This is a genomic window from Methylomagnum ishizawai (genome assembly GCF_900155475.1).
Classification (GTDB): domain Bacteria; phylum Pseudomonadota; class Gammaproteobacteria; order Methylococcales; family Methylococcaceae; genus Methylomagnum; species Methylomagnum ishizawai_A.
Genome location: NZ_FXAM01000002.1, coordinates 160874 through 186464 on the forward strand (window position 1 = coordinate 160874; position 25591 = coordinate 186464).

Below are 25591 nucleotides of genomic sequence, written 5' to 3' on the forward strand. Positions count from 1 at the left end.
CCTTCAGATTTTTTTCAAGAAACGCACGGTGGCGAACCACTTGCCGAGGTGCCACCAGATCACGTACATCAGCGAACACAGCAAGGCCGAACAGAACGCCGCCAAGGGCGCGGCGTATTGGCCGTAGGTGCGCAAGGTGCCGCGCTCGATGATGCGCAGGTATTCCGGCATCCCGGCGCGGATGTATTGGAAGCCGAACAAATCGGCGACCGTGAGTTGGGCATGGCCGAGTTCCACCGGCACATGGAACATGGCGAACATCGGCCAGTTACTGGGATAGAACAGCAGCGCGAAGGCGGAAGCGCCGAAAATCGCGGTGAAGGTCAGGCTGTTGGTCAGCATCAGGATCGCGTCCAACACCAGGGCGCTGGGCAGCAGGGTCGCGGGCAGCACCATATTGATGGGGAAATAGTTCCAGTAGTGATAGGCGAAAATCCGCGCCACCCAGGTGCCGATCAGCAGCGCCGAGATGCACAGGGTCGCGCCCAGCGGTAGCCGGAAACGCTCCCACATCACGGCTTGCACCGCTGCCGGGAAGGTAATCATCATCAGCGGCGTGATCAGCGGCCACCATTGGCGGTCCTTCCAATCCTGCCAGAAGTCCCAATCGCCCACGGTCAGGGCGACATGCAGATGGAAAGCGCCGATAAACAGGAACAGGGCCAGCACCAGGATGAGGTAATCGTAGGCGCGGCTGAGCCGCGCTTTCTCCCCGGTATAAGGCTGGGGCGGAAGATCGAGCAGATGGGCTGCCATAATGGGTTTCTCCTTTGAATCGTCCCGGTAGCGCCGAGATGCGATGGGCTTTTTGAGGCTCGTAGCGCCCGGCCTGTCCGCTTCCTGGGGGGATTGGGGCCGGACCGGGCCGTGCGCTACGATGGCGAGACTTTAGGGATTCCGCCCAAGTCCGTGAAATGCTTAGTTTTCATGGCGGCATGGGCAAAATTAATAGGCGCGACGAGCATGTCCGATCTACGTCAATTCGACTTGAACCTGCTGGTGGCCTTCGAGGTGCTGATGCGGGAACTGAACGTCTCCCGCGCGGCGGAGAAGATGTTCGTGACCCAATCGACCATGAGTCACATCCTGCAACGGCTGCGGCAGCAACTGGACGATCCGGTCCTGGTGCGGACCCATACCGGCATGAAACCCACCGAGCGGGCCTTGGCCCTGGTCGAGCCGGTGCGGGCGATCCTCCGGGATGTGGAGCGGGTCATCCAAGTGCCCGAGCGCTTCGATCCCGGCAGCAGCCAGCGGCGTTTCGTCATCGCCGCCACCGACTACATGGAATTCCTGCTCCTGCCGCCGCTGATCGAGCGCATCGGCCTCCTGGCGCCGGGTGTGGATATCCACGTCAAGCGCACGGAAGCCGCCTTCCCGGCGGAAGACTTGGAAAACGGCGATTTGGATGTGGTGCTGGGGTTTTCGGCCATCCTCAAACCGCCCACCCAGTGCCAGGTGGAGAAGCTATTCGAGGACCGGATGGCCTGCGTGGTCCGGGCGGACCATCCGGCGGTGGGGGAACAACTCGGGCTGGAGCAATACGTCGCCCTGCCGCATCTGCTGATTTCCCGCACCGGCACCAAGGCGGGCATCATCGACGAATGGCTGGCCGAGCGGAGCTTGGAACGGCGGATCGCCTTGACCGTGCCGCATTTCCTGTCCGCCCCGCTGATCGTCGCCCGGACCGACTTGGTGCTGTCCCTGCCGCTACGCATCGCCGAGCGCGTGGCGGCACTGGTGCCGCTGCGAATCCTGTCGGTACCCATCGAACTGCCGGCCTACGATTTGGCGATGATTTACCACCCGGTGCGCGAAAAAGAACCGGCCCACCTCTGGCTACGGGAGCGGATCGCCGAGGTGAGCCGGTTGTTAGGGGGGTAAGGCGGGTGGATTTACCGGCCCGCTTGACCAAAGGCCAAAGGTTTGGTCTGGATGAGGAAATACGGCGGCTTGGAGAGGTTCTCGCCGCCGTTCAAGGGAGCCGACTGGTGCAGCTTGTTGACCACGGCGTACAGCCAGCCCTGCGGGCCGAAGCTGAAGGAGTCCACCCAGGACAGGTTCGGGCACTGGCTGAGCCGCCGGTATTTCCGATCCGGGGTGATGACCCCGATGGCGTTTTCCGCCAATTCGCCAAGATAGATATTGCCGTCGCGGTCGATGCTGATGCCATCGGAAATGGGCTTGTCGGCATAGCGCTCGACCCGTTGGCTCAAGGTTTCGGGCGGTAGCTGGTCGTCGGCCAGGTCGGCGGCTTTGATCCGGTACAGGCCATGGCCGTGCATGGGACCGAAATAAACCCACTCGTTTTGTAAATCCTCGGTGATCGGGTTGACGCCGATGTGAGGCCGGACCCAATGACCCTGGGCGTCCTTGACCTGCAAGGGCTTCCCGTCGATGACCAAATCGACATTCTCCGGCACCACGGAGGGATGACCCTGCAAAACCCGCCGCGCCGCGCCGGTTTCCACATCGACCACGATCAGCGCCGCGTCCGCCCCGCCCGCCGGATCGCTGATGAATATGCGCCGGTGGACGGGATCGACGGCGAAATCGTTGACGAACTGGTCCTTGGGAGTGACCGGCGGCGGCAGGTAAATGACCCGATGCAAGCGATCCGCCTGGGTATCCCAGCCCACCAGTTTGGGCGTGACACCGCTGCGCATCCCATTGTCCAGCATCCACACGACGCCATCCGGCGCGGCGCGGAGGCCCAGCACCGAATCGAGCTTCAGGCCCGGCATTCCGGTCCGGTCGTTCAGGGCCGCATTGGGAAAGGGCACGATGGCATCGGTACCCTTGAGTTCGACCACCGAATAGGCGGGTTCGTAAAACTGATGCTGGCTCATGATGACCCGGCCCGTCTCGGTCACGGTGACGTTGCCGGGTCCTTGGTTGAGCCGTGCCACGATATCGTAGGTCGAGGGCTCGGCGGAGGCCTGGACGGACATAGCCAGGGCCATTGCCAAGGCGGCATGGAGGATGGATTGTTTGAAGCTAGGCATGGCGGGACTCCGTTGGACGAACCGGGTTTGAATCGGGGTCCAACGCTACGCGCCTGGGCTTTGATGGGAAAATGGCCTTTTTTCATGGCGTTATCGAAGCAATCGATAAGCAGGGACCGGCTTGGAAGATATACCCGACCTTCAAGTTCTCCCGGCGACGGGAGAACGGCGATCTGGCCGGAGAACGCGCCACTGGAAAATACCGATGGCCCTATATGAGTTCCGGGGTCTTTTGCTAAGATGCCGAAATACGCACATCCCCCATATCAATCAAGCGCTTGGTCGGGAAAGCGCGATGCCACGGACCCCGGCATCAACCGCGCCGGAACAGGGCGTGGTTTGCCTCCCACCGTGGCGACTTCCTGGCCCCATGTCCGGCCCGCCCCTGCCACCCACAGCCCCGGCCCCACCCCATCGAGCGGACATCCTCACTGAAGACCCTGGGAAGCGGACAATCGCGGCGTTTTGGGCAACCACCGCCAACGTTGGCATTAGTCAGCCGCGCTACCTGCGCGGCGCTGGCTATGCCGTACAAGCGATATGAAAATGCGCTCAGCACCGCCTCCACCAACCCCACACCGAACCCGCATGAAAAGCCCCAAAACCACCCACAAACGGCCCGCCGCCAAGCCCGCCGCCGAACCGGACGCGACACCCGCCGCGCCCGCCACCCAGGACGCCCATCCGCCCGTGCTGCCGCCCACCGAGGCGGACTTCGGGAGCCGCCAGATCGACCTGTTCCGCTTCTTCCTCTGCAACGGGCCCGACGAACGCGAACGGCTCTCCAACACCTTCGACCTGTGGGACAGCCTGCCGCGCTACGCCGTGTCGCGCCAGCAGATGACCAAGATCCGCAAGGAAAAGGGCTTCCTGGGCCTGCAACAAATCACCTTCCAATACCGCGGCCGCCCCTTCGAGGTCCGCATCCAGGCCGCCCGCATCTTCGACGAGAAAACCCGCACCGAGACCGACTACTACCCCAGCGCCAACGAGGAACTCATCGAGGACGCCCTGCGCAAGATCGCCACCGAGCAGCGCAACGCCTTCTTCGACCGGCCCAACTACCGCAGCGGCGTGGTGTTCACCCTGCACATGCTGCGCGAGGAACTCAGGAAGCGCGGCCACGCCCGCTCCTACCAACAGATCGTCCTCAGCCTCAACATCCTGGCCCGCAGCAATATCGAGATCCGCGCCGTGGACGCCAAGGGCGGGGAGGGCTTCACGGTCAGCTCCTATTTCTCGGGGTTGTCGGCGGTGTCGAGGAGCAAGCTGTCGGAGGACCCGGAAGCCAAATGGATCGTCCAGTTCCATCCGCTCATCACCCAGGCCATGGACGCCCTCGACTACCGCCAATTCAACTACGCCCAGATGATGGCCTACACCACGCAGCTGGCGCGCTGGCTGCACAAACAGCTCTCGCTCAAGTTCACCTTCGCCAGCATGGTCACCACCTTCGAGATACGCTACGGCACCGTCAAGCGCGACAGCGCCCTGCTGGAGGGCTACCAGCAGCAACGCCAGGCGGTGGCCGCCCTGGACGCGGCCCTGGAGGAACTCAAGGCCGGAGGGGTTCTGATGGATTTCAAGAAGCAACCCATGACCGGCACCCGCGGCCGGCTGGAAGATGTGGTCTACACCCTGACGGCCTCCCGCGACTTCGTGGCCCAGACCAAGGCGGCCAACAAACGGCAGGCCCTGGCCCTGGAACCGCCCGCCGAAACTGTGGATAAGTCTGTGGATAACTTAGCCGTTCCCGGCAAAAAGCGGTAGCTATAGCTGACGGGTCGGGCCATTTTCCGGTAGTTATAGCTGACGGGTCGCGGTAGTTATAGGTGACGGCAGGGTTTTTTGAGGGGGGTCGCTGGTAGTTATAGCTGACGGGTCGGGGGGTTTGACGGTAGTTATAGCTGACGGGTCGGCGAAAAAGCGGTAGTTATAGCTGACGGGTCGGGCAAAATCCGGTAGTTATAGCTGACGGGTCGTGGAGGGGGCGGTAGTTATAGCTGACGGATTGGTTTAAAAGAACCAGAAATAGGCCTAAAAACAGCCCGAAAACGGCCTTCCTGGTAGTTATAGCTGACGGGTCGCGCCGAAAAACGCTCATAAGTTATTGATTTAAAATATAAAAAAAACAAAAAATCCGCGCCTATTCTTCTTTATTCTTCTTTTATCCTTCTTCTTAACCTTCCGGCCAGGAGAAACCCCGGACTGTTGTGCAAAAACAACACGCAGGGCAGCGGGAACGCCCCCGCCAACCGACCACCGATACGCCAACCCGATCAACCGGGTTACCCCCCGTCCAAGGACGGAAACCCCCGCCCCGGAGAATCTCAGGTCGGCGGCAAAGCCAACCAGGAGTATCTAGTTTCCAAACAGCCTATGGCCGGACCACCCTGCCAAGCCCAAACTCCCAGAATGCGCCACGCCGCGCACTCCACAAGCGCTCCACCGGTTATTTCGCACACTCCGCCATATAGCGGCATAAGCTACCGCCAATACCCGCAACATCGACCTGGGCCATCCTGCCAAGCCGTTGTTTAAACAGGGAGATCGAGCTGGCACGGCTTTTGTGATGGGTTTTGCCCATCCACCGGCCCAGCCTCCATTCCATGAAATCCGATTTCCACCGCCACCAGGGCAGCGGTCCAAACCCAGCCGCCCGTTCCCCAAAGCCACGGCGGAAACCCAAGCCCAAACGGTCCCTGCACCCCAGCCGGACCGGAACCTTGTTGTGGACGGCTATCTTGGCCGGTTCCATCCCGGCTGGGGCGAGCGGGACGGTGAGTTATCCGGTCATCGACGGTTTGTTCAAGGTCCGCAGCCTCGATGTCGTGGCCGAGGCTGGAGCGATCCATGCGCTGCTAGCCGGCCGGTTCGCCCAAAGACCAGCCGATACCCTGGCCTATGTGGTTTCGCGCGATAGCGGCAAAACTTGGCAGCCTCCAGTGTTCGTGACCGGTCCCGACACAACCCCGGTCCTCGCCCGGCGCGGCAACGATGCCCGCCTAGCGGTACGAGGGCAAAGGATGGTCGCGGTCTGGCAGGCCCAAGGTGAATTGCCCGGCACCGGTCCTTTGCACAGCGCCCTATCCCAGGACGGCGGCAAGACCTGGCGATCCGGCACGAACCCAGCCAGCGGCGACAGTACAAACAACCAAAGCTATCCCGCCCTGGCCTTGGATACGAAAGGCCAAGCGCATCTGGCCTGGCTGGACGACCGCGATGAGCAAGGCGATGCCCAAGGACTCCGCTACACGCAATCCAACGATGGCGGGCACCATTGGCAACCGGAAACCACCTTGGACCCAAAGGTCTGTACTTGTTGCTGGAACCAGCTACAGGTCTTGCCGAACCGAACCGTGGCGGTACTGTACCGCGACACCGAGCCGCACGACATGCGGCTGGCTCTGCGCCCGCCCGAATCCGCCCGCTGGCGGACGGATGGCGCGGCGGTGGGCGACTTCTCTTGGCATTTCACCGGCTGTCCCCATTGCGGCGGCAGCTTGGCCGCGACCCGGACTCCCCAAGGGACCACATTGCACAGCTTGGTCTGGACCGGGCGGGAAACCGCGCCCGGCTTGTATTACCTGAATTCGACCAACGCCGGAAAAACCTGGTCAGCGCCCCTGCGGGTGGGCGACGGTGATAGCTACGGCGGCGATATCGCGGCGATCTCGGCCACCAAACTAGCCCTGGCCTTCACCAAGCACACCGACCAGGGCAGTCCGGTCTACGCCATGCGCTCCCGCGACGGGGGCCGCCATTGGTCCGAACCCCTGGTCCTGACCCCACCCGACACCGAAGCCGACCATCCCAGGATAGTGGCGACCGAATCGGGATTCCGGGTGTTCTGGACCGAAGCCCGGCCCGGCGGCGGCAAAACCTGGGCGCTGGCCGATTTCCCAATCTGACGGACGCGACGATGTTCAAACGAATCCTTCTAGCGCTGGCGTTCCTGGGCATGTTCCCCACCGCCCACGCCCATGCCATCCTGGTGAAAGCTCAACCCGAAAAAGAGGCGGTCCTAGCCCTGCCCCCGGCGGAAGTGTTACTGACCTTCAACGACGCCGTGGGCGAGGAATTCCTGGCTCTCGCGGTCATCGACGCGGCTGGCAAGCGGGTGGACAAGCACGACGCCCGATTGGACTTCACCGACCATTCCCATCTCCGCGCCTCGGTGGAACCGCTTCCGCCCGGCCAATACGTCGTGAGATACCGGGTACTTTCCGCCGACGGCCATGTGGTCAGCGGCAAGTACTCCTTCCAAATCAAAACCCCCTGAGGAGGTAGCGCAGATGTCCGATAAAACCCGCTTGGCCGGCTTCCCGGTCCTCTTAGCCGCGCTGGCGTTGCACACCCCGGCGGAAGCCGCCACCGCGCCCCGCGACCCGTTCAATGCCCGCCAGTCCTATTCCGGTTCCAACATGGACTGCTTGGTCGCCAACGACTTCTACGCCGTACACTTCTCAGCCCTGCAGGAAGGCCGCAACAAGGGTGAAAACACCAACTTCGCCAAGTACTGCCAAGAAGTGCCCAACCTCGGCAAGGTCTACCTGAGCATCGACCTACTGGACCGCGACACCCGATCCACGCCCATCGCGCTCAGCGTGGTGGAGGAGGATGTCGATCCGAACGGTGGCCGTCCCCCCGAAGCCAAAAGCACCCTGGCCGAAACCCCGGCCAAAATCTACCGGAGCGGTACCGCCGACACCCACATCGAAATCACCCATCCCGGCCACTACGCCCTGATCGCCACCATCGGCGACGGTCCCATCACCGAAGACGACCGTCTACGCATCCCGTTCAGCGTGGGCTTGCCACCGCCCACCGATTACAACAAGTTCGCGGGCCGCTTCACCGGGGCGGTGGTCATCCTGTTCTTCGGGGTCATGGGCATCATCGGCTTCCGCACCTGGCAGAAATACTGGCCGAAATCGCGCCCGACGCCGATCCCCCCCGAAGGCGGGACGACACAGGTCAAGACCGGCTGAATCTCAACACAGGTCCGCTGCAAAACGGTCCCCCTAGCAGCAAACCCGCCCACCCTATCGGTAGGCGGGTTTTTTTACGGCTTCCAGGACCGGCGGCGATATTAGAAATAATCATCCATCGTTCCACGACCCTGTTGAATATCCCGGAATACGTTCTATCACAAATACCATTGCGGTATATCGCACAATAACATCGCCGATATTATTGGGTAATCCGTCAAATCACCTGCCATTCCTACCATAAATAAATGTGGCATAGAATGTGCTAAAAATGATCGACAGCCTCTCTGTTTGGCCTGGTGGCCTCATGGCGTGTGTCGGCTCTGGATATCGGCAAATATCCGCCCGCCTAGACTGATCCGCGCCATGGATTTTCCAATCCATGGCAAGAACCAGGGTATTAAAACCCACCCGGCGGACTTCGATGCCATATCGCCTGGCGCAAGGAAAAAAGAGAACGCTGTCGATCAATGAATGGGAATACGGGCTCACTGGATTCCCCATCCACCATAGTCATGAAAATATCAAACGAGGATACGCCCCATGAGAGGCATTATTGTTCAAGCCGGTTCGGTGTTGTTGCTGGGTTCCATCGCGAGTGTGGGTTTCGCGGGTGGGCGTTACGCGAATCCGCCGGTAGGCTTGGTCGAAGTCCAGCAAAGCTGCACCAAAGCGCTGGAAGCCGCGCAGAAAGGCGATACCGCCGCCGCTCTGGAATCCGCCAAAGCCGCCCGCAAGACCGCCGTCGCTTCCTACAAGGAAATCAGCACTATGCCGATGGAAGTCGGCTCTTCGACCACCAAGAAGGCCATCGCCGCCCTGGAGGCCAACAACACTGCCGAAGCCATCACCGAGTTGCAGCACTGTAAGGAAAAGCTGGACTCCGAAGTAGACTACTACAAGAAGGAAGGCAAACTTTGAGATTCCGCGTCGGCGCGGGAGGGTTGAAACCACCCACCCTATAACGCCTAGTTGGATTGGAACGGCCCCGCCCGCCGAACTTTCAGGGCTTGGCGGACGGGGCTTTTTATCAGGATCGGTGCCCTATAACAAACCCGCATTGATACGACGCCTATTCAAGGTTTATAGACCTTTATCGATAGATGGCAAGTGGCTTGTCTTGAATTTGAGTAAAAATCCGCAATTGCCTTTTTCAAAAATGAAAGTACAATATTTAAATGCCACCATGTGGCGATTATCACAATAGATTCTGAGGTACTCGCGATGAAAAAAATTTTGGTTGTCCTCTTTATAACCGCACTGTCCATGACCGCCGTGGGTTGCGGAAATTCTCCCGACGGCGATAGCGGACACCTCCCCGCTAAAACCCAGTAAGACGACATCTAAAAAAGCGGATTTCACTAAGGATTAAATCCTGTTTTAAAAAACATATACAACTCGCAAGCCGTTTTTGATGGCGGGTCGTTTGATAATAACCCGCCTATTTTTTGCATCGCGAAGTTGATAAGGGGTCGTGAGCTCATCCGAGCAGCGGCCCGTAAATGGGGGAAACCCTAGCCAAAACCCGCCGATCCCGACAGGTTTTCTTCCGTTAACCTTAGCCCATGCTTTGTCTCCAGTCACCTATTCCCGCCGTTCCGCCATGATGGCCTGTTTCCGATTGCACGCCCTCCTCGGACTTTCCTTGTCGCTCGCCCTGCACCCCGCCGCCGCTGATTGGGCCGGATTTTCCCGTTATGGCGCGGTGGCCGAAATCAGCATCGAAGCCGACCATATCCATCTGGACCTGCGGGTTTTGGACAGCGCCCTGCCGCATCTGGCCCAACTCGCCGCTTTCCCGAACCCCATGCCATCCTGGGAACGGGTCGCCCCCGCCCTGCTGATGTTCAAGGACGCTGCCGGCCACACCTTGACGGCACGACCCACCGGTACGCCCATCGCCCATCCGGCGGAGAATGGCGTTCCGGCCTTCCACGAAATAGGCTTGGATTACCCCCTGCCCCCCGCCGCGCGGACCCTGGGCCTCGCGCCCATCGCGGGGACAGTGGCCTACGACTTGGGCATCATCGCCCTGCATCGCGGTGTACCGGTCAACGATCTGGCACCTTTGGCCCAAACCGAGACCCTGCGGTTGGACCCGGTCGATCCCTGGCGCTCGCGCTTCGACAATGCCGGGTTCGCCCGCGGTCATGCCGAGCCGCGTTCCTATCTTTATGTCGAACCTTATGAGGTCCGCCACGAACTGCTATTGAGGTGGGCCGATCTGGCCGGTCCCTTGGGACTCGAACCGGGCGCGATCCCGCCGATTGCCGCCTTGCCCGGCTTGAAACAAAAGATCGGCGCTTTGCTCGCCGCGCATAACCCATTGCAGATCGACGGCGCGGCAATCGCCCCGCAAATCGACCGGGTGGAATTCGTACACTACACCCGCCAGGGCGTGCAGCCGGTGGCGGAAGGCACCGGTCTCGACCCTGCCACCGCCCTGGTCGGCGCGATGCTGTCCTATCTCACCGAGCGCCCGGCGCAGCAGATCGCCCTCGACTGGGATTTGTTCGGGCCGGGCTTGCAACACCGTCCGGTCAGCGCCATCCAGGGCCGCGAAAGCTTCGACGGCGAACTGACCCCAGGACAACCGCGGTTTGAATGGTCCCGTGCCGACGCCTTGGAACCCACCCCGTCCGCCGACACCGATCCCGCCCCGGCGGCGGTCGGACGGGCCAACCAAGCCCCGGCGGCGGAAACCCTCGCGGCCTTGCTGCACAACGCCTACCGTGCCTTCGCCCTACGCGGCGAGGAAGCCGCCTACGACCGCCTCGCCAAGAGCCTGGATGGCGAGTTGCTGGCGGACATCTATCTGCAACAACGCCGCGCCTTACTGCGGCAGACCGACGGCCTGGGCGGCGAGGGCCGGGTGGACCGCATCGAACTGTTGCAAAGCGATATCCAGGCCGTGCCCGGCGGCGGCTACGTGGCCGATGCCCGCTGGATCGCCCACGGCACGGTTTCGCACTGGGGCCACGGCCACGAACGCCACAACCTCTACTCGGCCCGGCTCAGCCTGAATCCCGGCGCGGACGGCGGTTGGAAGATCACCGCCCTGGATTTCCAGGGCGGGCAACGCTTGGACGCGGGGGCGGGTTCATGATCGAAGCCTTGGATTTGCGCTTCGGCTATCCCGGCTTCGCGCTGCATATCCCGGAATTCCGGGTCGGGTCGGGCGAGAAACTCGCCATCATCGGTCCTAGCGGCGCGGGCAAGACCACCCTGCTCAAGTTGATCTCCGGCATCGTGCGGGCCGAATCCGGCCAGCTCCGGGTCGATGGCGCGGAGTTGCGGGCGCTGGGCGAAGGGGCACGGCGGGATTTCCGGGCGCGGCGGGTCGGTTTCGTGTTCCAGGAATTGGAATTGCTGGACTATCTCGACCTGTTCGACAACATCGTCCACGCCTACCGGGTCAATCCCTCGCTCAGGCTGGACCGGGCGGTGTGCGGACGCGCCCGCGCCCTGGCGGAGGAGGTCGGCCTGGGCGCGAAACTCGGGCGGATGCCGCATCAACTTTCGCAGGGCGAGCGCCAACGCGCCGCCGTATGCCGGGCCTTGCTGCCGGAACCGGGCCTGATCCTGGCCGATGAGGCCACCGGCAACCTCGACCCGGCCAACAAGGTCCGCGTTCTCGACCTATTGTTCCGCGCCGCCGAACGCCGTGGCGCGAGCCTCCTGGCCGTGACCCACGACCATGAATTGCTGCCACGCTTCGACCGCGTGGTCGATTTCACCCGGTTGACGGCGGGGGGCGGATGAGGCGTGGCGGGTCCGCGCCGCAAGCCCATCCCCGCGCTTCCACCCCGCTCCATCCACCTGCCGCCACCCTATGCACGATGTCTATCTCGCTTGGCGCTACCTGCGCCACCACAAAGTCCGCAGCCTGATCCTGATCGCCTGCCTCAGCCTGCTGATGGGCCTGCCGTTGGGCTTGCACCGACTGCTGGACGAGGGCGAAAAGCGCATGACCGCCCGCGCCGAAGCCACGCCGCTCCTGGTCGGGGCCCAGGGCAGTGCGGTGGACCTGACCTTGAACGCGCTGTATTTCACCGCCGCCGCCACGCCCATCGCCATGCGTGAAGTGGAACGGATCGCCGCCACCGGCTGGGCCGATCCCTTGCCGATCTACGCCCGCTTCAAGGTGCGCGGCCAACCCCTGGTCGGCGTGGAACTGGATTATTTCGATTATCGCGGCCTGGTCCCGGAACGCGGCGCGATGTTGGCGCTGCTGGGCGATTGCGTGCTGGGCGCGGACGCGGCGGCGGCGTTGAAACTCGGTCCCGGCGACAGCCTCCTGACCACGCCCGACAACCTGTTCGACCTGGCCGGTATCTATCCCCTGAAGCTGCATGTGGTGGGCGTGCTGGGCAAGAGCCACAGCCCGGACGACCAGGCCGTGTTCGTGGATTTGCAGACCGCCTGGGTGATCGAGGGACTGGGCCATGGCCACGCCGGGCAGCCATCCAGCCCGGCGGGCGCGGGACCGTTCGCGGAGGCCGAGGCCCGCGCCCAGGCCAAGCTGGTCACTTATACCGAAATCACCCCGGACAACCTGGATTCCTTCCATTTCCATGGCGATCCGGCGGACTATCCCATCAGCGCGATCATCGCCGTGGCCCACGATGCCCGCTCGGCCACCCTGCTACGCGGGCGCTACCTCGCCCCGGACGATACCGCGCAGATTGTCCAGCCGCTCAAGATCACCCAGGGCTTGTTGCAGAACATCTTCCGGGTGGGCGCCTTGTTCGACGCGGTGTCGCTGTGGGTGGGGGCGGCGACGCTGTCGGCCCTGGGGCTGGTGTTCGCCCTGTCGCTGCGCCTCCGCCGGGGCGAACTGCATACCATCTTCCTGCTCGGCTGTGGACGGCTGACGGTGTTGCGCTTGCTCGCCGCCGAGATCGTCTTGCTCCTGCTCGCCAGCGGCTCGGTCTGCCTGCTCGGGTTGGAAGTCCTCCACCGTCATGCCGGCGATTTGATGCGCCGGTTCTTTATTTCCTGAAACCCGGAGAAACAATCATGTCCTTTCGCTTTGCGCTCCTGGCGCGGTATGGCTTCGCGCTGTGCCTGTGGTTCCTCTGCGCGGCCCTGGCGCGGGCCGACGCGGGCCGCTTGAAGATCGTCGCCACCAATTATCCCCTGGCCTATTTCGCCGAGCGCCTGGTCGGCGACCGCGCCGCCGTGGAGTTTCCCGTGCCGGCCGCCGACACCGATCCGGCGTACTGGGAACCCAAGGCCAAGGGCGTGGCCGCGCTGCAAAAGGCCGATTTGATCCTGCTCAACGGGGCCGACTACGAAAAATGGCTGTCCCGCGTCAGCTTGTCCAAGCTCAAGCAAGTCAACACTTCCGCCGCCTTCAAAGACCGCTATATCCACACCGAGGGCGTCGTCGTCCACAGCCACGGACCCGGCGGCACCCATGCCCATGCGGGGACCGTCTATACCACCTGGCTGGACTTCGAGCAGGCGGCGCTCCAGGCCCAGGCCGTGGCCGAGGCCATCGCCAAGAAGCGCCCGGAATGGAAAAGCCTAGTGATGGAGAACCTCGCGGGGCTCAAGGCCGACCTCCTGGCCTTGGACGCCGATTTGCGCAGCGCCGCCGCCGCCCAGCCCAACAAGTCCTGGCTGGCCTTCCATCCGATGTACGATTATCTGGGGCGGCGCTATGGTTTCGATATCGCCAGTGTGCATTGGGATACGGACGAGATGCCGCCGCCGCAGGAATGGGAGGCGCTCAAGCATACCCTGGCGGGACATCCGGCCAAGTGGATGCTGTGGGAGGCCGCGCCCTTGGCCGAGGTCGCCGCCCAACTCAAGGCGATGGGGGTGGCAAGCGTGGTGTTCGATCTTTGCGGCAACCGTCCACGGGAAGGGGATTTCCTGACGGTGATGCGTGCGAACGTGGAGAACCTGAAGGCGGCGTTGCGCTGACACGCCTGCGGCAGCCGGGAAACCCCGGATCCGTCCCCCAATCCCCGGACCGCGCCGGGGATTGGTTTCGGGGCGCGTCTATACGGGAAAAACCGTAGGAAACCCTGGTGATTTCACCGCGACGCGCTGCGTCCACGCCACCGCTCCCGCCCCGCAGCCCTTGCCGGGCGCGGCTTCGCGGCCAAGGCCACCATTGGCCCGGACCCTGCAATGAGCCGCCTGGGCTGGTCTTCCAGTCTTCCTCAATCCACTCTATTAGGAGATAGCTTTATGTTGATGGGCGCACTCGCCACCTTCACCCTGGTCGCCCTCATGGGCGTGATGATGGTCTTGAGCATGGCCCGCGGCCTGCCACCCGATCCGTACTACCCCAGGCTGCACGCCCTGGCGGCGTTGATCGGCTCGGGCTTGGTGATCGCCGACGCGGTCGGCGGGGACGAGCGGCTGTATCTGAACATCGGCCTGGCCGTGGTTATCATCGCGCTGGGTTTGGTCATGGCCGTGACTTCCAAGAAGGGGAAGAAAATCCCCAAGGCCGTCCTGATCGCCCATGCCGGGCTGGCGGTGGCGTGCTACGGCATCCTGGCCTTCTTCACCTTCAATCCCCAATCCACCTTGATCTAAGGCCGACCCCCGCCGGGGAAGGCCGCACGCCTTCCCCGCCCATCGTGGCCGATGGCGTCCGTCCATGCCACCCGACAAGCGGTGGCCGGGAATCCATGGGCTCCCGGCACAGTCAGTCCCCCCCTCAAAAATTCAGCGTGATCGTGGCCCGCACCTGCCGGGGCATCACCGGATGGATCATGATCCCCTCCGCGGCGGCGGCGTTCTGCGGATAGCGCGACTCGTAGTAATAGGCGATGTCGTTGGCCTTGGAGTCGAACAGGTTGAACACGTCCACCTCGAATTTCAGCTTCTGGTACTGGTAGCCCGCGCCCAGATTGACCAGGGTGGTGTCGCCCATGTAGGCGGTCCCGGTCTCGTTCAAGGGGACGTGGCCGAAATAGCGTACCCTGGCCGTCGCGAAGAAATCGTAGGGCAACAAGGCCACCACCCCGGCCCCGATCACCTGCCCCACCGAATTGGGGATATCGCTCTCGCTATGGGGCACGTCCTGGTAATGGGCCGAGGTGAAGGCGAAATCGGCGTCCAGGGTCAGCCAGTCGTTGGGCTTGTAATAGTTGGTCCATTCCACGCCGTAGCGCTCGCTCTGGCCGGTGGGCTCGGTGGTGCCGGCATCGCCCAGGAACACCAGCTCCGAATCCGAATGCAGGTACCACACCGCCAAGGTGCTGACCAGGCCGGGGATATATTGGGTGCGCAGCCCGCCCTCGGCCCCGCGTTGCTTGGCGAGGCCGGGAGCGCCTTTGACCGGCATCGTGGGGTCGAGCGGGTCGTAATGGTTGGTGACGCCGCGGGCGTCGTTGGAATGGAAGCCATAGCCGAAGTTGAGGAAGAATTCGGTCTCGGCCCAGGGACCGAACACCAGGGACAGCTTGGGGCTGACCATGGACGAGGTCTGGCTGCCCGAATCCTGGGGATGGAGCTTGTCGGTCACGTCGAAGAAGAAGGTGTCGCTCCTCAGCCCGGCGATGCTGCGGAACCAGGACAGCCAATGGGTCTGGTTCTTGAAATAGAACGACAGGCTGGTCTCGTCCACATCGTCCACGCTGATCGAGGCGAGGAACCGGCGGTTCACGGTGTGGTTCAGGGTCAGGTTGGAGATATTGTCGTAGCGCACTTGGAAGCCGACGCTGTTGTCCATGTCGAAGCCCAGCACCCGGTTGAACCAGGTCTGCTCGCCCTCGCCACCCGCCACCACCCGGCGTTCGTGCTGGTTGAGCTGGTCGCCGTTGACGGGGTCGTCGAGATAGCCGGTGAAATTGGAATACAGGTCCAGGTCGTAGTACAGGGCGTAGAGGTTGAGCTGGTTCTTATAGCCATCGCCCTTGCTCCACACATTACCGGACAGGCTGTAGCGGTCGGTCTTGCCGCCGTCGCTGGGGTCCATGGTGCCGTACAGGTCCAGGAGCCCGGCCTGCACGTCGCGCTTGGGAATCTGGTTGGTGGCGATCCAGTTGGAACGGTAGGCCTTGCCGTTGACCGAAAGCCCGAAATCCTCCTCGTCGATGGTATAGCGGATCATCCCATTGTATTTGCCCGATTCTTCCGGCTGCTTCCACGGCCCTTCGAAGAACGCCACCTCCCCGGCGTAGAGCAAATCCCCCCGTCCCAGATGATTGGAATTCGCCAACACGCCCCGGTAATAGTCGTATTCGCCGCCGGTGAACTTGGCGATGCCCTCCGCCAGGCGGTGGAAGGTGTGGAACTGGGCATAGCCCGCCGAGGCGAAATCGCCCTGCTCGGCGTAATACGGCCCCTTGCCGTAATCCACCTTATCCACCAATTCCGGGATGATGCTGTTGAGGTCGAGATAGCCCTGGCCGTGGGCGTGGGTGCGCAGGTTCATCGGCACGCCGTCCAGGGTGGCGTTGAAGTCGGTGCCGTGGTCCAGGTTGAAGCCGCGCAGGAAGAACTGGTTGGCCTTGCCCGAGCCGCTGTGCTGGGTGGCGACCGCGCCCGGCACCACTTCCACCAGTTCGCCCACCCGCGACAAGGGCCGGTACTTGAACTCGGGCTGGCCCACCTGGCCCTGCGAGGCCGAATCGGCGACGCCGAGCAAGTCGGCGGCGCGGCCTTCCACCTCGACCGTTTCCAGGTTGACCGATTCCGGTTCTTGTTCCTCGGCGGGCTGGGGATGGGCGGAGACGGGACCGGCCAGCAAATGCAAGGCCGCACCCAGGCATGGAAAGAGCGGGAACCGGGTTTTGAATCGCTGCATGGGGAGTACCTCGGAATAGGGGAAACACCGTTATTACGGGCTGGACGGTCCCGGTGGATGTATGAACTTTATAAAAATATTCTTACAGAATCGGCGTAAAAAAACCCGCGCCGCCGGGGCGGGACAGGAAAGGCGGGGAAGCGGTCCTAGAACCCGCGCTCAGTCGTGCGGGGGGGCGTGCCGAGTGGAGGGCCGGTCGGTCCGGTATTTACGGTGATCGAATTCAAGGCGCTGTGCCGCACCCCGCACCGCCTGGCCGCGTCATGGAGGGACTGGCCCGAAACCTGGCGTCCCGCCTCCAGTTCCCGGCGTAGCAGGTCGCGCACGGCTTCGGAGCGGTTGGCTACGGTTGCTTTTGCGGGGCTTCCGCCGGGGCGGGTTCGGCGGGGGCGGCTTCTTTCTTCTTCATCCATTCCGGCCGGCCCTGGGGCGGGGTATTCCCCAATGGCCCTTCGTTGCCACAACCGATGAGGAACAGCGCGAGTTGCGCCGACACCAACCCGAACAGGTATTTCTTGAACAAACCGACCTCCCGAAAAATCAAAAACGGCCAAAATCCGGGGTCGGGTAGCCACCTATGAACGCGATCCGACAACGGCTACCCGGAACCCTCCGACCGCTATCTAGCAAATCCGATGCCCAAGGTCGCGGCAACCCTCCAAGCGGAGGCCGGTTTCCGGCTCGCTTGGGCGGAACCCATGCCCAGCGCGGGCGGCCGGGTTAGCGCTGTGTGGGTATTTGGCAGGTGTAGATGCGCCTTATCACGCGGTATGTTCCCGATTCCATCGGCCTTCGCTGCCTGAATTTCCCCCGAGGGGTCCGGGCGTATCGGCGGTGGCTGGTGGATCGGGCGGTTTCGCCGTCGTTATGCGCGAGGCCGGGCCGCGGTCGATCATTGGCGGCAGGGGGCGGGCAAGTGGGAAGATATCGTCGGCATCCTTTGCCAGCGTTTGGCGTTCCTGTTGGGTGCGGTGGCCAAGGCTTTGCTCGAAACCATCGGCGCGGAAACCCGCCGGCCTTGGGCTTCAAGCCCCAAGCTTTTTATCCCGCGCCCGGCGTTTGTCCAGCCAGATCAGCACCCCGGTGAGCGATAGCCCGGCCACGGCGAGTCCGGTCGCGGCGACCGCGATCCGGCCCGGCCAGCCCGCGATCCGTCCGCTGTGCAAAGGCAGTTGCAGGGATTCGAACACATCCCCCGCCGTGCCCGCGCCGGGCCGGTAATCGCCCAATAAACGCCCGTCGTCGCCGTCGAAATAGAGGTAGGAAGGCCCGAGCCCCGCCGCCCGCGCCGCGCCGAATCCGACCCCGTAGATGCCATAGCCTGGATTGTAGAACAAGTCGGCCGCGGGTTCGGTCCAGCCGCGCCGGGCCGCTTCCGGCTCGGCCCGCGCCAGGATGGTGGCGAAGGATTGCCGGGGTTCCGGCGAAGCGCCGTCCGGTTGTTCCTCGCGTTGGTCGAAAGGCGAAGGTGTCAAGGATGAGAACAGCCCCACCACCGGCTCGAACACCGCGTCCCGCAGGTTGAAGGATATCCCGCTGACGGCCAGGATCAGCAGGGCCGGGAACAACCACAGACCGCCGGCCCGGTGCCAATCCATGTGCAGGCGCGGCCCCCGCGCCCCGCGCTTGATCTTCCAGGCCACGCCCCAGCGTTGCCGCCAGGAGCGGCCCCCGCCATCCCGCCACTTGGCCGGGAAAGTCAGATAGACGCCCAGCAGCGCGGCGAAAATCCAGGCCAACGCCATCCCGCCCATGATCCATAGGCCGGTTGCGCCCGGCGCTTGCAGGCTGTAGTGCAGCACGTACAAACAGGGCACCAGGGCCGCGCGTCGCCAGTGGCATTCCCCCCACAACCGCCGCCCCAGGATCGCCCCGCTGGCCGGATCGGCGAATACCTCGTCGAAATCCAGCGCGAACGGCTGGCCGGTAGCGGAATCGATGCGGGGGCTGATTTGCAGGCGGGCCGTTGCCCCGGATTCGATGCGCAAAGGCAAGGCGGTGACGGCCAAACGCGGGTCGGCGCGTGCCACCCTGGCCGCGAGTTCGGCGGGCGGCAAGGCCGGACCCCCCGGCGCGACGCGGAACAACGCCGGGTTGAGCCAAGCGTCCAACTCGGCCTGGAATACCAGCATGCCGCCGCTCAGGCCGGAAAAGGCCAGGAAACCCGCCAGCGCCAAGCCCACATAGCGGTGCAGGCGGACACATAACGCCCTCATGCCGCGCCCCGCTAGAAGTCGTAGCGCAGGCTGGCCAGTACCGAGCGCCGGTTGCCGTAGTAGCAGAAGCCATCGCCACAGGTGGCGACATACTCGCGGTCGAACAGGTTGCTCAGGTTCACCGCCAACCGCGCCCCCTTGAGGCTGCCGTCCAGCTTGCCGAGATCGTAATGCACCACCGCGTCGATCAAGGTGTAGGACGGTGCCCTGAGGCTGTTGGTCAAATCCCCGTAATTGGACCCCACATAGCGGAAACCGCCCCCCAACCCGAAACCCGCCGCCGGACCGACCGGCACGGTGTAGTCCAGCCAGGTCGAGGCTTGCTGGCCGGGCGTGTAGGGCAGGCGCTTGCCGAGTTGGTTGGCCTCGGTGGTTTTGGTGGTTTCGGAATCGTAGATGGAATAGCCCGCCGTCAGGTCCAGCCCTTCGGCCAGGCTGGCCTTGCCTTCCAATTCGATGCCCATGACCCGCGCCTCCCCGGTCTGGATGCTGTAACCCTGGTGGGCCGGGTCGGGATCGGCGGTCACGATGTTCTGCTGGGTGAGGTGGAAGGCCGACAAGGTGAGGAAGGCGTTATAGCCGGGCGGTTGGTATTTGATGCCGACCTCCCATTGCTGGCCGGTGGTCGGCTGGAACGGCGTGCCGGAGAAGTCGGTACCGGGCACCGGCTCGAACGAATCGGAATAGCTGGCGTAGGGCGCGAAACCGCTGTCGAACAGATAGTTCAGCCCGATCCGGTAGGTGAAGGCGGAATCGTCCTGGCGGGTGTCGGTGAGGGTGGAATACAACAGGTCGTTCTCGTGGGTGAACGACTCGGCCCAGTCGTGGCGGCCGCTCAGGGTCAGGCCGAAACGCTCGTATTTGATCTGGTCCTGGAGGTAGAGGCCGAACTGGTCCAAGTCCTGGTGCCGTTTGAGGTCGATGGGCGGGCGGTCGAAGGGCTGGCCATAGACCGGGCTGTACATGTCGATATTCGGGGCCGAACCGATACCGCTGTTGTTGTCGCCGCCCAGGTTGCGGTAATCGGCCCCGAACAGCACGGTATGCCGCACCGGGCCGGTGTCGAAATCGGCCTGGGCCTGGGTGTCCAGGGTGAATACGCCCGCGCGCGCTTGGTACAGCCCGGCGGAACGGGTGACGGTGCGGTAATCGACCGGCAAGCCATTGGCTCCGGTGACGAAGCCATCGACGAAGATCACCGGATAATCGGTCTCGACGTGGGCGTAGCGGAGGTTTTGCCGCACCTGGAAGATCGAGTTGAAGCGATGCTCGAAGGCATAGCCCACGGTGTATTGCTCGCGGTCGAAACGGTCGTAGTCCGGTTCGCCCAGGAAGCGGCTGGTGGGTATCCGGCCATTGGGATTGGGCTGTAGCGAGCCTTGTGGCGGTAGGAATTGCATCGAATTGCCCGCCTCGTCCTTCTGGTAATGGGTGAGCAGGGTGAAGGAAGTGTCGGCGTCGGGCCGCCAAGTGAAACTGGGCGCGACGAAATAGCGGTCGTCCTTGGCGTGGTCCACCTGGGTGTCGCTGCCACGGCCCAGCGCGGTCAGGCGGTAGAGGAACTGGCCGCTGTCGTCGAGCGGTCCGCCCAGGTCCACAGCACCCTGCACCCGGCCAAAACTGCCGCCGAGCAGTTCGACTTGGTGCAAGGGTTCGAGGGTGGGCCGCTTGCTCACCAGATTGACCAAGCCGCCGGGCGGGTTCTGGCCGTACAGCACCGAGGACGGCCCGCGCAGGATTTCCACCCGCTCCAGCCCGTAGGGTTCGGTGCGGATATTGGCGTAGCCGATGCCCAGGAGCCGCAGGCCATTGAGGTATTGCGGCACGTCGAAGCCGCGCAGGTTGAAATAATCGTCGCGGGTGCTGGGACCGAACATCTCGGTGAGCAAGCCTGGGGTATACGCGGTGGCTTGGCTGAGGTTCTGCGCGGCCCGCGCCGCGATTTCGTCGCGGGCCACGACGTTGATGGTCTGCGGCGTCTCGATCAACGGGGTATCGGTTTTGGAACCCGAGGCGCTGCGCTTCGCCACATAGCCCCGTACCGGACCCCAGGCGGTTTCGGTGGATTCAGTGGTTTCCCCCGTCACCGTGACCGCTTCCAGGGATACCGTCCCGTCCGGTCCCGATTCCGGGGTTTCCGCCTCCGTCCGGCCCGCCACCACGCCGCCCAACATCAACACCATCGCCCGGATCGCCGCCGCACCGGCCCTGTCCGCGCCATTGTCACGCCATCGTCGTTTCATATCGTCCTCCAGGAATTCGTGTACCGGATCACTCGGCATGGCGCGAGCATAGAGGATTGTGGTAGCTTAAAGCAAATGAGAATCACAATCGTTTATATGAATACTGTGTCGCATATCCGGGCGGACCGCGCTTTTTTCGAAAGAGGAGCCGGGCAATGAACTTGATCGGTTTGATGTTCCGGCGCTTCCGCCTGGGTTTGCTGGGGGTATTGCTGCTCAGTGTGGCGAGCGCGGGTTTGACGGTACAGGTCATGGCCTTCGTCAACGAACGCCTGATCCAGGACCCGATGGATTTGGAGACGGCCTTGCCCTATTTCGCGGGCTTGCTCGCCGCGCAATTCCTGGTCGCCACCTTGGCGCAAATCTGGATGACCACCCTGGGCCACCGGCTGGTCTACGAGTTGCGCCGCACCCTGGTCAAGCGGGTGCTGGATACCGACCTGGAACACCTGGAAACCCTGGGACCGGCCCGCATCCTCGCCAGCCTGGGCAGCGATACCGGCCATCTGACCTCGGCCTTCATCGGCCTGCCCACCGCGCTCTACGGCGTGGTCCTCAACCTGGGGGGCTTCGCCTATCTGGCTTGGCTGTCGCCGCCGCTGTTCCAGGCCACCCTGGCCTGGATGGCCCTGACCGTGGCCGTGGCCTGGATGCTGCTCCGGCGGACCCATGCGCGGGTGGAGCGGGCGCGGGAGGTCGAGGACCGGCTGTACGCGGATTACCAAGCGGTGATCGAGGGCCGCAAGGAACTGGCGCTGAACCGGGAACGGGCGCGGCGGTTGTACGAGGAGGATTTCGAGCGGGACGCCATCGCGGGCCGGAACGAGGAAACCCGCGCCGATCTCTACAACGGGCTGAACGAGAACTGGGCCAACACCATGATCCTGGGGGTCATCGGGCTGTGTTTCTTCCTGGCCCAGGGCGCGGGCTGGGCCGATACCGGCGTGGCCACCACCTATGCGCTGACCCTCCTGTTCCTGCGTACCCCGCTGGCCGGTTTGGTGACGGCGGTTCCCGGCCTGATCGGGGGGAGCGTGGCCTTGGCGAAGCTGAAATCCCTGGAATTCCCTGAATATTCCCCGACGTTCAAGGTCCGGGGCTGGCAGCCCCCCGCCACCTGGACCCGGTTGGAACTGGATAGCGTGACCTATCGTTATCCCGGCAACGAGGGGGAAGACGGCTTTGGCGTCGGTCCTTTGCACCTGGATTTGCGGCGGGGGGAAACGGTGTTCCTGATCGGCGGCAACGGCAGTGGCAAATCCACCTTCGCCCGCTTGTTGACCGGGCTATACCGTCCGCACGGCGGTGAAATCCGGCTGGACGGCGTGCCCATCGGCGAAACCCGCCGCGCCGGATTCCGGCGCTTGTTCGCCGCGGTGTTCGCCGATTTCCATTTGTTCCAGCGTTTGCTGGGACCGGACGGGTTCGAGGCTGACGCGGCGGATGCCCGCTCCTGGCTGGAAACCCTGGCCCTGGCCGACAAGGTCGCCATCGACGGCGGCCGTTTGGACGATACCCGCCTGTCCCAAGGCCAGCGCAAACGGCTGGCCCTGTTGCTGGCCCTGTTGGAGGAGCGGCCCATCCTGGTGTTGGACGAATGGGCGGCGGACCAAGACCCTGGGTTCCGGCGTTTCTTCTATACCGAGCTATTGCCCAGGCTGAAGGCGGCGGGCAAGACCGTGGTGGCCATCACCCACGACGAACATTATTTCCATGTCGCCGACCGGGTACTCAAGCTGGACCTGGGGGAAATCCGGGAAACCACGATTGAGTAGACCGCCTATCCCCAAGGGCGGACGGGTTCTTCCGCCGGTTCGGCTTCGCCCTGCCCGGCCCCGCCCAGCGCCTTGTAGAGCGCGATCAGATAGGTCGTGGTCCGCGCCTGGGAATCCGCCAAGGCTGATTCTTCCGAGAGGCTGGCCCGTTGGGCGTCCAACACTTCCAAATAGGTTGCCAACCCCGCCCGGTAACGCGCTTCGACTTGCCGCAACGCCTCCTGCAACTGGCCGACGGAAACGGCCAGTTGTTCCCGCCGCCGCTCTTCCTTGAGGAACTGGGTCAGGGCCGTTTCGGTTTCGTGCAGGGCCAGCAGCACCGTGCGTTCGTAGTTGAAATAGGCTGCCTGCTGCCGGGCGTCGGCGAGGTCGATGCCCGCCCGGATGCGCCCGAAGTTGAAGATCGGTTGGGCCAGGGAACCACCACCGGCCCAGGCGAAGGCCGACGAGCGGAACAGGCTTTCCAAGTCGGAGTTATGCAATCCCGCGAAGGCGGCGACCGATATCTTGGGGAACAACTCGGCGAAAGCCGCGCCTTGCAAGGCGGTCGCCGCCGCCAGGGCGCGTTCCGCGCCGCGCACATCCGGGCGGCGGCGCAAGGTCTCGGCGGGTGTGGTCAGCAGGGCGCGGGCGTCCGAATCGGGCACCCCGCCCGGTTCCGCCAAGCGGGAGGCCCAGGCTCCGGGTTTGCCTCCGACCAGGATTTCCAGCCGGTGCTGGGCTTCGGTCAACTGGGCTTCCAGGGCCGGGACGCGGGCCGCCGTGTCCCCGGCCTGGGCTTCGGCCCGCGCCACCACATCGCCGGTGGCCAAGCCTTCCCGGTAGAGTTGCCCGGTCAATTCCAGGGTATGGCGCTGGGTGGCGAGATGGGCCTGGACAATATCCAACTGGCGGCGGAGGTTGCGGTATCCGGTGTATTCGCGGGCCAGCTCGGCGCAGAGGATCACCCAGGTCTGGCGGTATTCCTCCGCCGTGGCCTCGGCTTCCGCCGTGGCGGCTTCCAGTTTGCGGCCCAGGCGCCCGAACACATCGATTTCCCAAACCGCGTCGAACCCGGCCAGGAAGAAATCCAGCGGCTTGGACCCGCCCGGCTGGCTGACCGGGAACACATTGTCCAGGCGGGCACCGACGGCGTTGGCGGAAACCTGCGGGAACAACCCGGCCCGGCTGGCGTGGCGTTCGGCGCGGGCTTGCCCGACGCGGGCCAGGGCTATTTTCAGGTCGAGGTTGCCGACGCGGGCTGCCGCCATGAGCCGGTCCAGCACCGGGTCGTGGAAGCTGCGCCACCATGTTTGCAAACCGGCGTCCGTGGCCGGTTCCAGGGCGGCGGCGGGGTCGCGGGCGGCTTGCCAATGGGTCGGCAGGATGGGCTGGGGGGGATGGTAGTCCGGTCCCACCGCGCAGCCCGATAGCAGGGCGCATAACGCGAGGATCGCGCCTGGGGCGGGTCTGGAAAAGCTAAGTTTCGCGGCCATGCTGCCCCCTCATTGCAGCTTGCCGCGCACGAACAGCGTGGCGGTGGACAGGGTGGCGACGGCGATGACCGCCATCGGCCAGGCGTGGGCGAACACCTCGGCGGGCGGCAGCGCCTTGAGGAAACTGCCTTGCAGGATGATGAGATAGTGTTTCAAGGGGATGGCCTCGGCCAGCCATTGCAAGACCTCCGGCATGTTCTCCACCGGGGTGGCGAAGCCCGATACCAAGACCGCAGGCACCCCGACGGCGAAGGTGCCGAGGATGGCTTGTTGTTGAGTGGCGCAGATCGAGGAAATCATCAGGCCGATGCCGACGATGGAGACGATGAACAGCAACAGGCTGGCGAACAGCAGCGGAAACGAGCCGGTGAAGGGGACACCGAAACCGAAGACGCCCGCCGCCGCCATGAACAGGCCCAACAGCGTACCGATGAGCAAGGCGGGAACGATCTTGGCCACGATGATTTCTGCGGGCGTGCAGGGCGACACCAACAACTGGTCGAAGGTCCCCAATTCGCGCTCGCGGGCAATGGACAGCGCCGTCACCAGCAAGGTCACGAACATCACCAGGACGCCGCCCAGGCTGGGCACGATGAACCAGCGGTAGATGAGGTTGGGATTGAAGCCATGGCGCACGGCCACATGGCCGGTGTCCAGGCTGGATTCGGCGTCCAGCCCGGTCACGATGGCGTTGAGATAGCCGAGCAGGATTTGGGCGGCATTGGCCCGGCGGCCATCGAGGATCACCTGGACCCGCGCCGGACGCCGCGCCGCGATGTCCCTGGAAAAGTCTTCCGGGATAACGAGGGCGGCGATGGCTTCGCGCCGGTCGATCACGTCCCGGATTTGGTTCGCGCTATGGACCGGGCGCACAGCGCGCACGAAGCCCGCCGCGCCCACCCGCGCCGTCAACTCATAACCCCAACGCCCGGCGTCGCGGTTATAGACAGCGATATCGACGTGCTTGAGTTCCAGGGTGGCGGCGAACGAGAAGATCAGCAATTGAAACAGCGGCGGGATGGTCAGCACGGCGCGGCTCTTGGGGTCGCGCAGCACGCTGAGCAATTCCTTGACGATTTGCGCCCGGAGGCGCGGCGATAACAGGGCCATGGC

The 25591-nt window shown here is 63.8% G+C and carries 19 protein-coding genes and 1 pseudogene; 12 read left to right on the forward strand and 8 right to left on the reverse strand.

From position 1 onward, the window contains the following. Positions 1-3: 3 nt before the first annotated feature. Positions 4-756, reverse strand: a complete 753-nt coding sequence (gene amoA, locus B9N93_RS21450; protein WP_085216468.1) for a bacterial ammonia monooxygenase, subunit AmoA — start codon at positions 754-756, stop codon at positions 4-6. Positions 757-963: 207 nt separating this feature from the next. On the opposite strand from amoA, the gene B9N93_RS21455 reads away from it, so the two are divergent. Continuing rightward, positions 964-1884, forward strand: a complete 921-nt coding sequence (locus tag B9N93_RS21455; RefSeq protein ID WP_085216469.1) for a LysR family transcriptional regulator — start codon at positions 964-966, stop codon at positions 1882-1884. An 11-nt stretch (positions 1885-1895) separates the two neighbouring features. On the opposite strand, the gene B9N93_RS21460 is transcribed toward B9N93_RS21455, so the two are convergent. Continuing rightward, complete coding sequence (locus B9N93_RS21460) at positions 1896-3005, reverse strand: major royal jelly family protein (protein WP_254899502.1); 1110 nt, start codon at positions 3003-3005, stop codon at positions 1896-1898. A gap of 588 nt (positions 3006-3593) precedes the next feature. On the opposite strand from B9N93_RS21460, the gene B9N93_RS21465 reads away from it, so the two are divergent. The 10 genes from B9N93_RS21465 (at position 3594) to B9N93_RS21510 (ending at position 14551) form a co-directional block, all read left to right on the forward strand. Then, positions 3594-4775, forward strand: coding sequence for a hypothetical protein (locus B9N93_RS21465; protein ID WP_085216470.1), 1182 nt, complete (start codon positions 3594-3596; stop codon positions 4773-4775). A gap of 1010 nt (positions 4776-5785) precedes the next feature. Then, complete coding sequence (locus B9N93_RS21470; protein ID WP_176225387.1) at positions 5786-6916, forward strand: sialidase family protein; 1131 nt, start codon at positions 5786-5788, stop codon at positions 6914-6916. An 11-nt stretch (positions 6917-6927) separates the two neighbouring features. Then, positions 6928-7287, forward strand: a complete 360-nt coding sequence (locus B9N93_RS21475) for a copper resistance CopC family protein (protein WP_085216471.1) — start codon at positions 6928-6930, stop codon at positions 7285-7287. A 13-nt stretch (positions 7288-7300) separates the two neighbouring features. After that, a complete protein-coding gene (locus B9N93_RS21480) occupies positions 7301-7996 on the forward strand; it encodes a hypothetical protein (RefSeq protein WP_085216472.1) in 696 nt (231 codons plus the stop codon). Positions 7997-8539: 543 nt separating this feature from the next. Next, positions 8540-8917 carry a hypothetical protein gene (locus B9N93_RS21485; RefSeq protein WP_085216473.1) on the forward strand — a complete coding sequence of 126 codons (378 nt, stop codon included), beginning with the start codon at positions 8540-8542 and terminating at the stop codon, positions 8915-8917. A gap of 682 nt (positions 8918-9599) precedes the next feature. Then, the gene (locus tag B9N93_RS21490; RefSeq protein ID WP_085216474.1) at positions 9600-11102 is read left to right on the forward strand and encodes a hypothetical protein; all 1503 of its coding nucleotides are present in this window, start codon (positions 9600-9602) and stop codon (positions 11100-11102) included. After that, on the forward strand, positions 11099-11758 hold the full coding sequence (locus B9N93_RS21495; RefSeq protein ID WP_085216475.1) for an ABC transporter ATP-binding protein: 660 nt from the start codon (positions 11099-11101) through the stop codon (positions 11756-11758). Before B9N93_RS21490 ends, B9N93_RS21495 begins: the two co-directional genes overlap by 4 nt. 70 nt (positions 11759-11828) lie before the next feature. Next, a complete protein-coding gene (locus tag B9N93_RS21500) occupies positions 11829-12998 on the forward strand; it encodes an ABC transporter permease (RefSeq protein ID WP_085216476.1) in 1170 nt (389 codons plus the stop codon). Positions 12999-13015: 17 nt separating this feature from the next. After that, entirely contained in the window at positions 13016-13927 is a 912-nt protein-coding gene (locus B9N93_RS21505; RefSeq protein WP_085216477.1) for a metal ABC transporter substrate-binding protein, read from the forward strand. A gap of 270 nt (positions 13928-14197) precedes the next feature. Next, positions 14198-14551 carry a hypothetical protein gene (locus B9N93_RS21510; protein ID WP_085216478.1) on the forward strand — a complete coding sequence of 118 codons (354 nt, stop codon included), beginning with the start codon at positions 14198-14200 and terminating at the stop codon, positions 14549-14551. A gap of 124 nt (positions 14552-14675) precedes the next feature. On the opposite strand, the gene B9N93_RS21515 is transcribed toward B9N93_RS21510, so the two are convergent. From B9N93_RS21515 to B9N93_RS21530, 4 genes are all read right to left on the reverse strand, one after another. Continuing rightward, positions 14676-16769: a TonB-dependent receptor gene (locus B9N93_RS21515; RefSeq protein WP_085216479.1), complete on the reverse strand. Its 2094-nt coding sequence runs from the start codon at positions 16767-16769 to the stop codon at positions 14676-14678. A gap of 343 nt (positions 16770-17112) precedes the next feature. After that, positions 17113-17292 carry a hypothetical protein gene (locus B9N93_RS21520; RefSeq protein ID WP_125469157.1) on the reverse strand — a complete coding sequence of 60 codons (180 nt, stop codon included), beginning with the start codon at positions 17290-17292 and terminating at the stop codon, positions 17113-17115. Between the two features lie 502 nt (positions 17293-17794). Then, on the reverse strand, positions 17795-18985 hold the full coding sequence (locus tag B9N93_RS21525; protein WP_085216481.1) for a PepSY-associated TM helix domain-containing protein: 1191 nt from the start codon (positions 18983-18985) through the stop codon (positions 17795-17797). A gap of 11 nt (positions 18986-18996) precedes the next feature. Next, positions 18997-21228, reverse strand: coding sequence for a TonB-dependent siderophore receptor (locus B9N93_RS21530; protein WP_254899503.1), 2232 nt, complete (start codon positions 21226-21228; stop codon positions 18997-18999). A 152-nt stretch (positions 21229-21380) separates the two neighbouring features. Between B9N93_RS21530 and B9N93_RS21535 the strand changes: the two are divergent. Continuing rightward, positions 21381-23003: pseudogene (locus tag B9N93_RS21535) on the forward strand (multidrug ABC transporter permease/ATP-binding protein); the annotation flags it as partial. Positions 23004-23008: 5 nt separating this feature from the next. Here the strand turns inward: B9N93_RS21535 and B9N93_RS21540 are convergent. Then, positions 23009-24478, reverse strand: a complete 1470-nt coding sequence (locus B9N93_RS21540) for an efflux transporter outer membrane subunit (protein WP_085216484.1) — start codon at positions 24476-24478, stop codon at positions 23009-23011. A 9-nt stretch (positions 24479-24487) separates the two neighbouring features. Continuing rightward, positions 24488-25588: an ABC transporter permease gene (locus B9N93_RS21545; protein WP_085216485.1), complete on the reverse strand. Its 1101-nt coding sequence runs from the start codon at positions 25586-25588 to the stop codon at positions 24488-24490. Between the last annotated feature and the right edge of the window lie 3 nt (positions 25589-25591).